This window comes from Pseudomonas sp. S3E17, from assembly GCF_024168685.1.
GTDB lineage: Bacteria > Pseudomonadota > Gammaproteobacteria > Pseudomonadales > Pseudomonadaceae > Aquipseudomonas > Aquipseudomonas marginalis.
Window position 1 is genome coordinate 6,265,612 of sequence record NZ_JALJWE010000001.1, and the last position, 14,859, is coordinate 6,280,470.

The following is a 14,859-nucleotide window of genomic DNA, read 5'->3' on the forward strand; positions in this document are numbered from 1 at the left end:
TGGCCGGACTCTGATGAATCGGCCGTTCGTCGGCGATCTTTAGGTAAGTGATGGCGAAATGCCAAAGATTCGACGTCAGCGAATTGGCCTGACAACGGAGGTGGATCCGGGGCGGCCTGGGGACAGCTCTTTTGTCGCAGGGGTGTCCTTGGTGCCCGCCACGCTGGCTGGGGGGCTCGGATTGCGCCTGTCGATCCCCTGCATTGCGCCCATTATTTCACTGGCGGGCACCGCCGGGCTCAATAGGTAGCCCTGGACGAAATCACAGCCATGATTGAGCAGCAGATTGAATTGGGCCTCGGTTTCCACGCCTTCGGTCACCACCTGCAGGTGCAGGGTGTGAGCCATGCCGATAATTGCCTGGACGATCTCGATGTCGGCGGTCGACTTGGGAATGTCCTGGATAAACGAGCGATCGATCTTCAGGGTGTTGAGCGGCAGGCGCTTGAGGTAGGCGAGGGAGGAGTAGCCGGTGCCGAAGTCATCGATGGCCAGCGACACGCCCAGCGCGCGGATTTGCCGCAGCAGGGCCAGGGTGCTGCTGATATTGCCCATCAAGGCATTTTCGGTCACTTCCAGCTCCAGGCGGTTGGCGCCGATCCCGCTGAAGCGCAACGCGTCTTCGATTTCATCCGCCAGTTCGTCGCGGGCCAGGTTCAGGGCCGAGCAGTTCACCGACATGGTCAGTTCGGTATAGCCGCGGTCGGAGAGCAGGCTCAAGTCATGGCAGGCTTGGCGCAAGACCCAGTGATCGAGTTCGGCGATCAGCCCGTTGCTTTCGGCAATCCCGATAAACCGGGCTGGGGTCAGCAGCCCATGTTGCGGATGCTGCCAGCGCACCAGGGCCTCCAGGCGTGTCACTTTGCCCAGCTTCATGTCAAAGATCGGTTGGTAGAACAGTACCAACTGGTTCTGGGCGCGCAGGGCGCTGCGTAGCTCTTCTTCCAATTGCAGTTCGAGGGAGGCGCGGGTCTTCAGGTTGGAGTTGAAGAAGTTCAGGCTATTACGTCCCATGTCCTTGGACTGGTACAGCGCCAGGTCGGCGTTTTTGAGCAGCTCTTCGCAGGTCAGGCCATCCTCGGGAAACAGGCTGATGCCAATGCTGGTGGTCATCACCATACGGCGACCGGCCAGTTCGACGGGGTCCTTCATCTTTTGCATGATGCGTTGGGCCAGGTGTCGCGCTTCGTCGCGGTGGTGAATGCTGATCAGGATGCAGAACTCATCGCCGCCAAACCGTGCGACCACGTCCGCATGGCTGCGCACGGAGCCTTTGATATGGCTGGCGAGAACGCTGAGCAATTGATCCCCTGCGTCATGGCCGAGACTGTCGTTGATGCGCTTGAAGTGGTCAATATCCAGGAAAATAACCGCCATCATGCCGTTTGAAGCCGTTTTTTCGGCGATTTTTTCTGCAAAAATCTGATTGAAACCGCGTCGGTTAAGCAAGCTGGTCAGCGCGTCGTAATGCGCCACCTGTTGCAGGGAGGCGCGCGCCTGATCCAGTTCGCTGAGCAGTGCGTTGACCCGACGCAGGTCGCGCTCCTTGTGCTGCAGCTTTTTATCCGCCAGCGCAGCGCTGATGCTGCTGCCGATCACCAGCAGGGTGATCACGGCGACCGACAGGCCCAGTTGGGTAGGGTTATTGTCCAGTGGCAACGAGAGATCGGCGCCGGTGGGGACGATCAGTTGCATGGCGGCCATGCCGGTAAAGTGCATGCTGATAATGCCTGCGCCCAACATCAGGCTGGCAGCGTATTTGAGCAGTTGATGGAAGACGCCGGCACCGGTGCGCAGGTAGCTCGACAACAACAGGGCGGCCAGGCTGGCGCCAATGGCGATGCCCACCGAGGCGAGCAGCAGGCCCGACTCGAAATACGCCTGGGCCTGGGAACGCATGGCCGACATGCCGACGTAATGCATCAGGGCGATGCCGATGCCCATCCACAACGATGCCAGCAGGTATTGGTTAAATCGCAGTTTGGTGTGACTGAGGGTTTGCATGGCGAACAACGAGGCGATCAGGGCGATGACCAGCGAGGCGAACGTCATGAGCAGTTCGTAGTGAATCGCGATGGGTGCCTGGAAGGCCAGCATGCTGATGAAGTGAGTGGACCAGATACCCCCTGCCAAACAACCGGCACCCAGCCAACGCCAATGGCGGCGAGCGGTAGGGTCTTCGACATGACCAACCCGTTCGGCCATGTCCAGGGTGCCGAACCCCGCCGCACAGGCGACCAGATAGGCCAGCAGCACCAGAAAAGGGTTATGACTGCAATTGAGTAATAAGTGCCCGTTCGCTGGGAGGTCGGTAAAAAAGTGCAGACCTAGCCATTCCATAGCATGTCCCGTCATAGCGTCACGTCACAGCCTACGGCGATGACCTATGAGGTCGAGTATAGAAGCCTCGCGGGATTTTCCAGCGATAATGGCACTTTGCTCTGAATGATTTTGGCATGCCGTGCATAGCAATTAGTGCTAAGCGCTGATGGGCAACTCCAACTCGAACGGTGCTTGTAACGGCGGCAGGCCGAACGCAGCACGGGCCGCATCGCAATCGACATTCTGCTCGCCCTGGCTCCATGAAGCCTCGAATTCTCTGCAGGGGCTTGAGCGTTGTTCATAAATCGAGCAACTCGTGCCTTTGCCGACTTCGCCTTCAAGGCTGCAGCAGCGCGCGGGTTTCTGGTCGGTACCGATCATCGCCACGCGGGTCGGGTTGATCTGCACCACCAGGTCATCAGGCACCGTCCCTCCCGAGGAGGCGCACTCACCCCAGAAAAAAGACACACGAAAGTGTGAACAGCAGGCACCGCAACTCAGACACGGACTGGCTTCGGACATGGGCGTCATCGATAAGAAAAGTAGAGTGGGGGACTACTGGAAGGCTCGCCATTCTAATCGGGTCATGGCCGTTGGGAAGGGGGGCAGGCACTTATATTTTTGTCGGCAAAGTCCCGTGTTGTCGGGTGAAATCATGCCCTATCAGCTTTACGAATCATTACAGACAACCACGGCTCGCCTGACTATGTTGCAGGTACCGGGCGGGATGCATCGGGCATCGCAGCTCTCATAACAATAAAAGAGACGGACCCATGCAGAACTCGACCCAAGCGGCGAATGCCTGGCGCATTCTGTTCCTGTTGTTCCTCGCCAACCTGTTCAACTTCTTCGACCGCACCATTCCGGCGATCATCATCGAGCCGATCCGCATGGAATGGCACCTGAGCGACTTCCAGCTCGGCATCATCGGCACCGCCTTCACCATCGTCTACGCCATTGCCGGCCTGCCGCTGGGGCGTCTGGCCGATACCGGCTCGCGCAGCAAACTGATGGGCTGGGGCCTGTTCGCGTGGAGCGGGTTGACGGCGATCAACGGCCTGGTCGGCAGTTTCTGGACGTTTTTGCTGGTGCGCATGGGCATCGGTATCGGTGAAGCCAGCTATGCGCCGGCCGCCAACTCGCTGATCGGCGACCTGTTCCCGGCGCACCGTCGTGCCCGGGCCATGGGGATTTTCATGCTGGGCCTGCCTTTGGGCCTGTTGCTGGCGTTCTTCACCATCGGTTGGATGGTCAAGGCGTTCGACAGCTGGCGCGCGCCGTTCTTCATCGCCGCCGTGCCGGGGCTGATCCTTGCGGTGTTCATGTTCTATATCAAGGAACCCAAGCGCGGCGCCGCCGAAGCCGTACAAGTCTCCCAGGAGCGTGTTGATCGCCCGATTCGCCGTGTGCTGGCCGTGCCGACCTTCCTGTGGTTGGTGCTGGCCGGGTTGTGCTTCAACTTCGCCACCTATGCGTGCAACTCGTTCCTGGTGCCGATGCTGCAGCGCTATTTCCTCCTGCCACTGCAGGACGCGGCGGTCGCCACCGGCGTCATCGTCGGGTTGACCGGCCTGGTGGGCCTGACCTTGGGGGGCTGGATTGCCGACAAGATCCATCAACGTGTTGCCAATGGCCGACTGTTGTTTGCGGCGTGCAGTCTGATCATCTCCACCGTCACTACAGCCTGGGCCCTGCATGCCGGGCGTATCGAGATCGGCGTGTTTGTGGCGCTGTTCAGTGTGGGCTGGTTGTTTGCGTATAACTTCTACACCTGTGTGTACACCGCGATCCAGGACGTGGTCGAGCCGCGCCTGCGGGCCACGGCGATGGCGCTGTTCTTTGCCGGTTTGTACTTGCTGGGCGGGGGCATGGGGCCGATTGTGGTGGGCGGGTTGTCCGACCATTTTGCCCATGCGGCGATGTATGCGGCGGGGGCCGAGCAGATGACCGAGGCTTACAAGGCGGTGGGCTTGCATGACGCCATGTACCTGATTCCGGTGGCGTTGTTCTTGACCATGCTGTTCCTGTTCCAGGCGTCACGCAGTTTTGTGCGTGATGCCAAGCGGATGAAGGAGGGATTGAAGGGGGTTGAGGTGCCGGCTGCGGCAGCGATGGCTTGATTCCGCGTTGACGCCATCGGGGGCAAGCCCCCTCCCACATTGATCGGTGACCTACATGACAACGCGGTCAACTGTGGGAGGGGGCTTGCCCCCGATGAGGCCCGCAACGCCAACGGTGTTCTCAAGTGAATAAAAAAGGCCCGCAGTGCGCGGGCCTTTTTAACAGGGCAGGGCGGTAATCAACCCGCTACCAACACCCGAATGGCTTCCAGTCGCAGCGCCGCCTTGTCGAGCATGGCCAGGCCTTGCTCACGTTGGTTGCGCAGGGCGACCAGCTCGCTGTCGCGTACGGTCGGGTTGACCGCTTGCAACGCGGTCAGGCGCGCCAGTTCTTCGTCGGTGTCTGCCGCCAGGCGACGCTTGGCTTCGGCCACACGTTCGGCGTGACGCGGTGTGATCTTCTCTTCACCGGCATTGATCCGCGGTGTGAGTTGATCGCGCTGGGCCTGCACGAACTTGTTGGCGCTGGCCCGTGGCACGCTTTCCAGCTGGTCGTTCAAGGTTTCGAACGAGACGCGGCCGGACAGGTCGTTGCCATTGGTGTCCAGCAGGCAGCGCAGTGCCGCCGGAGGCAGGTAGCGGCCCAGTTGCAGCGCGCGGGGCGCGACCACTTCGCTGACGTAGAGCAGCTCCAGCAACACGGTGCCCGGCTTGAGCGCCTTGTTCTTGATCAGCGCCACGGCGGTGTTGCCCATGGAGCCGGACAGCACCAGGTCCATGCCGCCCTGCACCATCGGGTGTTCCCAGGTGATGAACTGCATGTCTTCACGGGACAGCGCCTGGTTACGGTCGTAGGTGATGGTCACACCTTCGTCGTCGCCCAGGGGGAAGCTGGCGTCGAGCATCTTCTCGCTGGGCTTGAGGATCAGCGCGTTTTCCGAATGGTCTTCGCTGTCGATGCCAAAGGCGTCGAACAGGGTTTCCATGTAGATCGGCAGGGCGAACTGGTCGTCTTGTTCGAGGATGTCCTCCACCAGCGCATCGCCTTCACCGGCGCCACCGGAGTTGAGCTCCAGCAGGCGGTCGCGGCCGGTGTGCAGTTCCTGTTCCAGGCGCTCGCGCTCGGCACGGGCCTCGTCGATCAGGGCTTGCCACTCGCTGTCGTCGGCGTTTTCCAGCAGCGGCAGCAGGCGCGGGCCGAACTGGTGCTGCAAGGCGTTGCCCGTCGGGCAGGTGTTAAGGAACGCGTTCAGGGCTTCGTGGTACCACTGGAACAGGCGCTGTTGCGGGCTGGTTTCCAGGTAGGGCACGTGCAGTTCGATCACATGTTTCTGGCCGATCCGGTCCAGACGGCCGATCCGCTGTTCCAGCAGGTCGGGGTGGGATGGCAGGTCGAACAGCACCAGGTGGTGGGAGAACTGGAAATTGCGGCCTTCACTGCCGATTTCCGAGCAGATCAGTACCTGGGCGCCGAATTCCTCATCGGCGAAGTAAGCGGCGGCGCGGTCACGCTCGAGGATGTTCATGCCCTCGTGGAACACCGTGGCCGGGATGCCGGAGCGTACGCGCAGGGCGTCTTCCAGGTCCATGGCGGTTTCGGCGTGGGCGCAGATCACCAAGACCTTGGTGCGCTTGAGCATTTTCAGCTGGTCGATCAGCCACTCGACGCGCGGGTCGAAGCGCCACCAGCGGTTTTCTTCGTCGATGTCCGGTTGCGACTGGAAGCTGACTTCCGGGTACAGCTCGGCGTGTTCGCCCAGGGGCAGTTCGAGGTATTCGTCCGGGTTCGGCAGCGGGTAGGCGTGCAGCTTACGCTCCGGGAAACCCTGCACCGCGGCACGGGTGTTACGGAACAGCACGCGGCCGGTGCCGTGGCGGTCGAGCAGTTCACGCACCAGGCGCGCACTGGCTTCGGCGTCGCCATCGTTGACGGCGGTCAGCAGCGCTTCGCCTTCGTTGCCGAGGAAACCTTGGATGGTCTTGTGCGCGGCAGGCGACAGGCGGCCCTTGTCGAGCAGCTCCTGCACGGCTTCGGCCACCGGGCGATAGTTCTCGCTTTCGGCACGGAAGGCGTGTAGGTCGTGGAAACGGTTCGGGTCCAGCAGGCGCAGGCGCGCGAAGTGGCTGTCCTGGCCCAGCTGTTCCGGGGTGGCGGTGAGCAGCAGCACGCCCGGGATGACCTCGGCCAGTTGTTCGACAAGGCTGTATTCCGGGCTGGCTTTGTCTTCATGCCAGACCAGGTGGTGGGCTTCGTCGACCACCATCAGGTCCCAGCCGGCGGCGAACAGTGCGTCCTGGGCCTTCTCATCGTCCACCAGCCACTCCAGCGCGACCAGGGCCAGTTGGGTGTCTTCGAACGGGTTGGCGGCATCGCTTTCGATAAAGCGTTCTTCATCGAACAGCGCCACTTGCAGGTTGAAGCGGCGGCGCATTTCCACCAGCCACTGGTGCTGCAGGTTTTCCGGTACCAGGATCAGTACGCGGTTGGCACGGCCCGACAGCAGTTGGCGATGGATCACCAGGCCGGCTTCGATGGTCTTGCCCAGGCCCACTTCGTCCGCCAGCAAGACCCGTGGTGCGATACGGTCAGCGACTTCACGGGCGATGTGCAATTGGTGGGCAATAGGTTGCGCACGCACGCCACCCAGGCCCCACAGCGAGGATTGCAATTGGCGGCTGGTGTGTTCAAGGGTGTGATAGCGCAGCGAGAACCAGGCCAGCGGGTCGATCTGCCCGGCGAACAGACGGTCGCTGGCCAGGCGGAACTGGATAAAGTTGGAGAGCTGGGTTTCCGGCAGGGTGACCTGCTCGTTCTGCCCATTGAGGCCGTGGTAGACCAGCAGGCCGTCGACGTCGTCGACTTCCTGCACGGTCATTTTCCAGCCTTCGAAATGGGTGATGGAGTCACCCGGCGAGAACCTCACACGGGTGAGGGGCGCATTCCGTAGCGCATACTGGCGGGTGTCGCCAGTGGCCGGATAGAGCACGGTCAACAAGCGGCCGTCCTGTGCCAGAACGGTGCCTAACCCCAGCTCTGCTTCGCTGTCACTAATCCAGCGTTGCCCCGGTTGATACTGCTGCGCCATGCTGCCTGACTCCCGCCGTGAAAAAGCCGACTATGTTAACGGAACAAGGCCCCACGCCCAAGGACTCTGACAAAAACTACTCCGTTTGGGCGGCCGGGTGAGCACGCAATCGACGGGTGGCGGGCACTTGTGAGTGTCGACTGGGTCACAGGTTGGCGAACCTGCGCTCAAGTCGTCGCGCGGCCCGCCGACAGCCTGCTGACAGGAGAACAACTATCATGCTTCCACCTATGCTGCCCGTCAGCGTCGTACCGGTTACGTCGCAACTCGACCCGGTCCGCCAGAAACCCGATATTCCGCCCGTGGTCCCTGTGCAAGCGGGCTCCAACGAAAGCACCATCGACCTGAAAAAGGGCGATGCCGAGCAGTCGACTTTTTTGCTGCGCGAGGAACAACGCCGCCAGCAGGAACAGCAGAAACGCCGGCGCGAAGCCGATGAAGACCCGGATCAGCACTTGGCGATCCCGGGCGACCTGCTCAATGCCGACAACACCGTACCGGTTGTGCCGCTGATCGAAGACGCGCCGCGCCAGGGCTTGTGGGTGGACGTCGAGGTTTAGCCACGCAGTTCCTCCAGGGCTGTTATCAACAACTCGATGTCGTGATCGTTGTTGAACGGGCTGACGGAGATCCGCGCAATGCTGGTCAGGCCGCGGGCCTGCATATCCAACGGGGTGTAGGCCACACCGTTGGCACCGATATTGATCCGCTTCAATCCCAATTGCCGTTTGAGTTCGAAGGCGTCCCAGCCGGCGAGGTTGAAGGCGATCAAGCCCGATTGAAGCGTGCCCAGGTCATGCAGGGAAATACCCGGAATCTCACGCAATGCTTCGCGGATTCGCCTGCTGGTTTGCGTGATCTTTTCCCATACACGCTCGATCCCCAGCTGATTCATCTCCTGCAGTGCATTGCCCAGGCCCGCTAGCAGGGCAAAGGACACCTCGCTGGTCTCAAAGCGCCGGGCGTCGTTGCGCAGGTCGAAACCGTCGGCGCTCCAGGGGGCGGAAAATACGTCGCGCTGGGCGGGGTTCAAGTGCGGGAGGAAATCCGGCCGCACATACAGCAGCGCCGTTCCCCGTGGCCCGCGCAGGTGCTTGCGCCCGGCCGCCTTGAGCACATCGCACTGCAACGCCTGCACGTCCACCGGCACCTGGCCGACGGCTTGGCCGGCGTCGATAAAGTAGGCGATCCCGTGACGCCTGGCCACTTCACCGATGGCCTGGGCGGGGTTGATCAGTCCGCCGTTGGCGGGGAGCCAGGTGAGGTCGATGAGCTTTACCCTTGAGTCGATCATCGCTTCCAATGCCACGGGGCACACCGCGCCGGTGGCATCGCAGGGGATGACGTCCACCCGCGCGCCGGCTTGCACCGCCCACTGCATGCTCGCCAGGTTGCCGCCCCATTCGTGGCGCCCTACCAGAATGCGGTCGCCCGGCTGCCACGGGCCCAAGGCCTGGAACGCCATGCTCCAGGCGGTCGAGCCGCTGCTGGCAAAGGCAATCGATGGGGTGGGCGCGTTGAGCAACTGCGCGGCCGCGCGGCGGGCTTTTTCTACCAGCAACGCGCCATGCTCGCCGGCTTCCATCGGGCCGTCGCGGGCTTCGCGTTGTAGTTGGTCGATGATGGCGTCAAGGGTCGCCTGGCTCGGCAAGGAGGCACCGGCAGAGTTGAAGTGCACGATGCCCGATTGGCAGCCGGGAGTGCCCTCGCGCAGATGTTGCACTTGCAGCGGGCTCACGGCTGCAACTCGAAAATCCCGTCAACCTCCACCGCGACGCCGGCCGGCAGACTTGAAACGCCCACTGCCGTGCGCACATGCCGGCCTTTTTCGCCGAGGGCATTCACCAGCAGGTTGGACGCCCCATTGGCCACCGCGCCCTGGCGCTGGAAGTCGCTGCTGCTGGCGATAAACACCCCCAGGCGCAGGATGCGCACCAGGCGCGACAGGTCATCGCCCAGGGCATCGCTCAATTGCGCGAGCAAGCTCAGTGCGGCCAGTTCCGCGGCCTGGACACCTTCTTCCTCGCTGAAGGATTCGCCCAGGCGGCCCACGTAGACAGGCTTGCCGTCTATCAGTGGGATTTGTCCGGAGATAAACAACTGGTTCTGGCTGACCACATGGTTGATGTAGTTGGCAATCGGCTGGCTGGGTGATGGCAGCGTCAGGCCGAGGGCTTGCACGCGGTGGCGGAGGGAGTCGCTCATGGTGAATCCTCTGGGGTCAGGAGGTTTCAGCATGTGGGGCAGGGGGGAGTGTCGACAAACGGATAGATCTCATCCGACGTATCGAAATAACTCACGTGTCGTGGCAGATGTCCTTCAACCACTCGCTGAAACACCGCGCGGCGTCGCTGGCAGGGCCTTGCGCTGCAATCAACCAGTAGCCTATTTCACTGTGATAGGGCGGCCAATCGAAGGCTTCTACCAGGCTGCCATCATCCAGCCTGCGTTGGATCAAGCGATGACGGCCCATGGCAATGCCCTGGCCGGCCACCGCGGCTTCGACCACGATGTTGTAGTCGTGCAGCATGACGCGCGGATGGTGCTTGAGGTCGACTTGATAGTGCCCAGACCAGTCCGTCCACTCAAAAGGACGGTGCGAAGTGGCCATCAACAGCGCACCGTTGTGCACTTGGCTGGCCTTGAATGCCGGACTGCACACCGGAGAGATCACTTCGGGCATCAGTCGTGTGGCCTGTACATCGGGCCAGTCGCCCTTGCCGTAGCGAATGGCCAGGTCGACTTCGGCCGCCGCGACGTTTGCCAGTTGAATCGCCGGCAGCAACTCCACCTGGATATGCGGATAGCGGTTGAGAAAACCCGCCAGGCGCGGCGCCAACCACAGGGTGGCGAACGACGCCAGCAGGCCGACACGTAACACCGTGGCGCTGGGTACCAGCCGTTGGGCGCGGGTTGCGACGGCGATGGCGTCCAGGGCTGGGCGGATTTCGGCGTAGTACTGCTGGCCGTCTGCGGTCAGATCGATCGCGCGGGTGCGTCGGATAAACAGCGGTTTACCCAAGTGCTGTTCGAGCTTTTGTACCTGATGGCTCAGGGCACTCTGGGTCACCGACAATTCCTGCGCGGCCTTGATAAAGCTCAAGTGCCGGGCCACGGCTTCAAAGGCGCGCAGGGCCAGCAGCGGCGGAAGATCCTTATGCAGTGCCACCTGAATGGGCCTCCTTGAGTGGTTGGAAAGTGCCGATTTTGGGCGCCGCTCGGTTTTTTGTCGCCGGTTGATTTGCCGTCGGGCGCAGGAGTCCGCATTATTGAGCCTTACTCGCCACGACGTAAGCCAAGCCATGAGTGATGACGACAAGCTGATCGACCTGAACGCCGAACGGGCCAAGCGCGTGCATGACCTGAATGACAAGCGCCTGAATGAAGTGCGCCAGGCGTTTGAACAGGCGATGCCTTTAGGCAAAGCCAAGAAAAAATCAAAGAACAAACCCAAAAAGCGTTAAAACGGCCTGCATCTATTGATGCAGGTCATTTATTACCCTTCTTTACGCCCCGTCGCGGGCGACATTGATCCCCGTCAATTTTCCAATCCGCCTTCTCCATTAACTTAGCCCTATCGCAACAAGGCAAGTGCAGGAGGCCGGTCATGTTTATCGATAATGTGGTATTCGCCGGAGTGCTGACTGTTAGCCTCATGGTGCTGTTTTTTGTAGGGTTTGGATTTTTTATCTGGAAAGACGCGAACAAGCGTAAAAAACCTTAGGTCTTTCCGGGTTACATGAGCACGCAAGGCATTTTGGGCGACTTCGGTCGCCCTTTTTTTTGGGTGTTTAATTCTGGTCCATAAAAAAGGTGCGGTCCTCACAGAGGCCGCACCTTTTTTGTCAGCGCCTGGCGATCAGTTGCCCAGTGCCTTGGAGGCCAGCCAGAACAAGCCGGCCGAGAGGCCCACGGTCGCAGGCAGGGTCAACACCCAAGCCATCAGGATGGTCTTGACCGTGCCACCTTGCAGGCCGCTTTTGTTGGCGACCATGGTGCCCGCCACGCCGGAAGACAGGACGTGGGTGGTGGAGACCGGCAGGGCGAAGATATTGGCAAAGCCAATCATGGTGGCGGTGGTGATCTGTGCCGACATGCCCTGGGCATAGGTCATGCCCTGCTTGCCGATCTTCTCACCGATCGTCAGTACCACACGCTTCCAGCCCACCATGGTGCCCAGGCCCAGGGCCAGTGCGACCGCAAGGATCACCCAGAACGGAGCGTACTCGGTGGTGGCGGTGAGGTCCTTGCGCAGCTTGTCGAGGTCGGACTTCTCACGCGCTTCCAGGCCCGGCAGCTTGCCGACTTTTTTCGCGGTGTCATCCAGGCACAGCAGGTAGCGGCGCACTTCGATGCGGTGATCGGCGCTCAGGGAATGGTAATCGGAGACGCCTTTCAAGGTATCCAGCAACGCATTGATGGTGGGTTCGGTCTGCTGCGGGTTGCAGCGGAACTTGCCCGGCAGGTCGTCTTTCACGCTTTTGCCCAGGGCCAGGAACTCACCCAGGGTCTCGTGGTTGCGCTGGTAGAACTGGTTAAGGTGCAGCGTGGCGTCGCGAGTACGCTCGATCTGGTAGGTGGTGCTGCCCAGGTCGAGTACGAACTGCGCCGGCACGATACCGATCAGCACCAGCATGATCAGGCCGATGCCTTTCTGGCCATCGTTGGAGCCGTGCACGAAACTCACGGCCATTGCCGAAATCACCAGGACCAGGCGGTTCCAGAACGGCGGGTGCTTCTTGTCGTCGAGCTTGCGGCGCTGGTCCGGGGTCTTGTGCATCTTCGACAGCGGGCGCCACCATTTCAGGCCGATCAGCACCAGGGCTGCGACCAGGAAGCCAGCCATCGGCGAGAACACCAGGGACGCGCCGATATCGACGGCCTTCTGCCAGTTCACACCGTCAGCCAGGGGGATGTCGTTGATCAGGGCATTGGCCAGGCCGACACCGAGGATCGAACCGATCAGGGTGTGGGAGCTGGAGGCGGGGATACCGAAGTACCAGGTGCCCAGGTTCCAGGTGATCGCCGCGGCTAACAACGAGAAGACCATCGCCAAGCCATGGCCGGTGTTCACATTGATCAGCAACTCCACGGGCAGCAGGTGCACGATGGCGTAGGCGACACCGACACCACCGAGCAACACGCCGAGGAAGTTGAACACCCCGGAGAAGAACACGGCCAGATGCGGCGGCATGGCTTTGGTATAGATGACTGTGGCCACCGCGTTAGCGGTGTCATGAAAGCCATTGATGAACTCGAAGGCGAGGACAAAGGCCAGGGCGAGCAACAGGCTCACGAGAACCCAAGCATCCAGTCCGCTGAATAAATCGATCATGAAGGTTTTCTGACCCGGTCGTAAGGGGGCGCGATTATGCCAGAAAACCTCAGTAATCGATGCACTAGCTGCTCATCGGTATCAATCTTCATCGAATCGCCCTGGGCGAAAGCTGGCGATCCCAGGGTTTTCGGGGCTTTGGCAAGTCTTTGATTTATAAAGCGCAGCGCTGAAAAGACAGGGTTTTGTCACCAAATCGTCATGCCTGAAACATTTGTATGAAATTTTACAGGCGATCGCGGGATGAGGCCGACGGGACGCTGGCTAAATGGCAGCACTCCAGCCAGGACCCAAGACTCAAGCCGAAGCGCTTATGGCTCTTCGGCCTTGAGTTCCTGTTCAATCTTTTGGATTTCCTGGGCAAATGCCTGGTCGAGCAGGCTGGCTCGCTTGCGCCATGGTTTGCGTTCCGGTTCAGGCTGGGCGGCGTAGGTGGTGACTTCCCCGCCGTAAACGTCCTTGTAACGTTGCTCCTGGCGCTCAAGTTCCGCGCGCAGTTCATCTTTCGTCACATTGTTACCTAATTGAGTTGAGTGTAAATACGTAGCAGCGTTAATGCCTGAATGCCGCCTCGGGTTGTTCCAAATTGAACCCATGAAGTGTTCAAGTTTGAAATGGAAACGAGAGGCCACTGTTGTGGCAGTCATTGCAGGCAGGTAGTTGCGACCGTTCATGCACGGCCTGTGCATGATCTGGCGAGCTCCGGCCCCGATATCAAACCGGGCTGACCTCCGCACAGGGTGCATTATAGCGGCGCATTTGAATAACACTATCGGCATAAAGTTAAAAAGCGTCAACTTTGTGTGAGTGTTTTGTTACGCGGACGCGTCGGTATTTGCTGAAAAACTGGCGTCATAAATACAACAAGGGATACCGTTATTAAATGACCGGCTTAACATTATCGGATGGCGAGATTGGGACATCTGCCAGGTGCGGTGCTGAATTGCGATAATCGCATGATTGTCCGATAATCGCCCAATGTTACGGGGCGTGCCTTGTGCGCTACGGCCGGCCCGGCTTGTAATAGCAGCCCAATCCCCTGCGGTTGACAATAAGAGAAAGGAACCTGGCATGAACGATCAATTGCGCAACTCTTTCGCGTCAGTGGCGCCGCCGATCGTTGCTTCGCCGGCCAAGCGTATCCAGGCGTTTACCGGTGATCCGGATTTCATGACCTCCCTGGCTCGCGGCCTGGCCGTGGTGCAGGCGTTCCAGGAGCGCAAGCGCCACCTGACCATCGCCCAGATCAGTCACCGCACCGAAATCCCCCGCGCCGCCGTACGCCGCTGCCTGCATACCCTGATCAAGCTCGGCTACGCCACCACCGATGGGCGCACCTATTCATTGCTGCCCAAAGTCCTGACCCTGGGGCATGCCTACCTGTCCTCCACGCCATTGGCGGTATCGGCCCAGCCTTACCTGGACCGCATGAGCGAGCAACTGCACGAAGCCTGCAACATGGCCACCCTCGAAGGCGACGACATCCTCTACATCGCCCGTTCGGCCACCACCCAGCGCCTGATTTCCGTGGACCTGTCGGTGGGCGGACGGTTGCCGGCCTATTGCACCTCCATGGGCCGCATCCTGCTCGCGGCATTGGATGACGCCTCGCTGCAGGACTACCTCGACCATGCCGACCTGCAAACCAAGACCAGCCGCACCCTGACCACCCCCGAGGCCTTGTTCGAATGCCTGCAACAAGTGCGGCAGCAGGGCTGGTGCATTGTCGACCAGGAACTGGAACAGGGCCTGCGCTCCATCGCCGTGCCGGTGTATGACGCGTCCGGCCAGGTGCTGGCGGCGCTCAATGTCAGTACTCACGCTGGGCGGGTCAGCCGCAGCGAACTGGAGCAGCGTTTCCTGCCGAGCATGCTCAGTGCCAGCCGTGAGTTGAGTGCGCAGCTGTTTGCCTAAGGTGTTCGGTGACCGCACAGATCCCCGCTTGATCAATTGACGATGTTTCCCCCGGCTTATTACTGTGCGGCAGCGCTCTTGAGGGCGCCCCAATAATAATGACGGCCCCAGGCCGTTGGCCCGCCATCGGTGTGGAATAAGA

13 protein-coding genes are annotated in these 14,859 nt (G+C 60.8%); 5 read left to right on the forward strand and 8 right to left on the reverse strand.

The genetic code is table 11. The features are described 5' to 3' along the window. Window positions 1-75 precede the first annotated feature (75 nt). Together J3D60_RS28375 and J3D60_RS28380 are read right to left on the reverse strand one after the other, a co-directional pair. Window positions 76-2,340, reverse strand: coding sequence for a bifunctional diguanylate cyclase/phosphodiesterase (locus J3D60_RS28375; protein WP_253493538.1), 2,265 nt, complete (start codon window positions 2,338-2,340; stop codon window positions 76-78). A 138-nt stretch (window positions 2,341-2,478) separates the two neighbouring features. Next, window positions 2,479-2,844: a YkgJ family cysteine cluster protein gene (locus J3D60_RS28380; protein WP_027604417.1), complete on the reverse strand. Its 366-nt coding sequence runs from the start codon at window positions 2,842-2,844 to the stop codon at window positions 2,479-2,481. A gap of 251 nt (window positions 2,845-3,095) precedes the next feature. Here J3D60_RS28380 and J3D60_RS28385 point away from each other — a divergent pair, with 251 nt between their 5' ends. Continuing rightward, entirely contained in the window at window positions 3,096-4,442 is a 1,347-nt protein-coding gene (locus J3D60_RS28385) for an MFS transporter (RefSeq protein ID WP_141156949.1), read from the forward strand. 179 nt (window positions 4,443-4,621) lie between these two features. Here the strand turns inward: J3D60_RS28385 and rapA are convergent, their stop codons facing one another. Next, window positions 4,622-7,468 (reverse strand): RNA polymerase-associated protein RapA, encoded by a 2,847-nt coding sequence (rapA, locus tag J3D60_RS28390; protein WP_065938821.1) that lies wholly within the window; start codon window positions 7,466-7,468, stop codon window positions 4,622-4,624. 218 nt (window positions 7,469-7,686) lie between these two features. Here rapA and J3D60_RS28395 point away from each other — a divergent pair, with 218 nt between their 5' ends. Next, the gene (locus J3D60_RS28395; protein ID WP_065926412.1) at window positions 7,687-8,028 is read left to right on the forward strand and encodes an aspartate-semialdehyde dehydrogenase; all 342 of its coding nucleotides are present in this window, start codon (window positions 7,687-7,689) and stop codon (window positions 8,026-8,028) included. On the opposite strand, the gene J3D60_RS28400 is transcribed toward J3D60_RS28395, so the two are convergent. The 3 genes from J3D60_RS28400 to J3D60_RS28410 form a co-directional block, all read right to left on the reverse strand. After that, on the reverse strand, window positions 8,025-9,206 hold the full coding sequence (locus tag J3D60_RS28400; RefSeq protein ID WP_253493539.1) for an aminotransferase class V-fold PLP-dependent enzyme: 1,182 nt from the start codon (window positions 9,204-9,206) through the stop codon (window positions 8,025-8,027). The genes J3D60_RS28395 and J3D60_RS28400 overlap by 4 nt on opposite strands. Next, on the reverse strand, window positions 9,203-9,673 hold the full coding sequence (locus J3D60_RS28405) for a RidA family protein (protein ID WP_253493541.1): 471 nt from the start codon (window positions 9,671-9,673) through the stop codon (window positions 9,203-9,205). The genes J3D60_RS28400 and J3D60_RS28405 overlap by 4 nt, the downstream gene beginning before the upstream one ends. Window positions 9,674-9,764: 91 nt before the next feature. Beyond that, window positions 9,765-10,637, reverse strand: coding sequence for a LysR substrate-binding domain-containing protein (locus J3D60_RS28410; RefSeq protein ID WP_253493542.1), 873 nt, complete (start codon window positions 10,635-10,637; stop codon window positions 9,765-9,767). A gap of 100 nt (window positions 10,638-10,737) precedes the next feature. On the opposite strand from J3D60_RS28410, the gene J3D60_RS28415 reads away from it, so the two are divergent. Beyond that, on the forward strand, window positions 10,738-10,932 hold the full coding sequence (locus J3D60_RS28415) for a hypothetical protein (RefSeq protein WP_131697188.1): 195 nt from the start codon (window positions 10,738-10,740) through the stop codon (window positions 10,930-10,932). A gap of 143 nt (window positions 10,933-11,075) precedes the next feature. Then, the gene (gene ccoM / locus J3D60_RS31310; protein WP_017530457.1) at window positions 11,076-11,192 is read left to right on the forward strand and encodes a cytochrome c oxidase subunit CcoM; all 117 of its coding nucleotides are present in this window, start codon (window positions 11,076-11,078) and stop codon (window positions 11,190-11,192) included. Between the two features lie 135 nt (window positions 11,193-11,327). Here ccoM and J3D60_RS28420 read toward each other — a convergent pair whose 3' ends face one another. Further along, window positions 11,328-12,803 (reverse strand): inorganic phosphate transporter, encoded by a 1,476-nt coding sequence (locus tag J3D60_RS28420; protein ID WP_027604410.1) that lies wholly within the window; start codon window positions 12,801-12,803, stop codon window positions 11,328-11,330. A gap of 311 nt (window positions 12,804-13,114) precedes the next feature. After that, the gene (locus tag J3D60_RS28425) at window positions 13,115-13,315 is read right to left on the reverse strand and encodes a hypothetical protein (RefSeq protein WP_003172389.1); all 201 of its coding nucleotides are present in this window, start codon (window positions 13,313-13,315) and stop codon (window positions 13,115-13,117) included. A 559-nt stretch (window positions 13,316-13,874) separates the two neighbouring features. Between J3D60_RS28425 and pcaR the strand changes: the two genes are divergently transcribed. Next, window positions 13,875-14,717 carry a pca regulon transcriptional regulator PcaR gene (pcaR, locus tag J3D60_RS28430; protein ID WP_025855315.1) on the forward strand — a complete coding sequence of 281 codons (843 nt, stop codon included), beginning with the start codon at window positions 13,875-13,877 and terminating at the stop codon, window positions 14,715-14,717. Window positions 14,718-14,859: the final 142 nt, after the last annotated feature.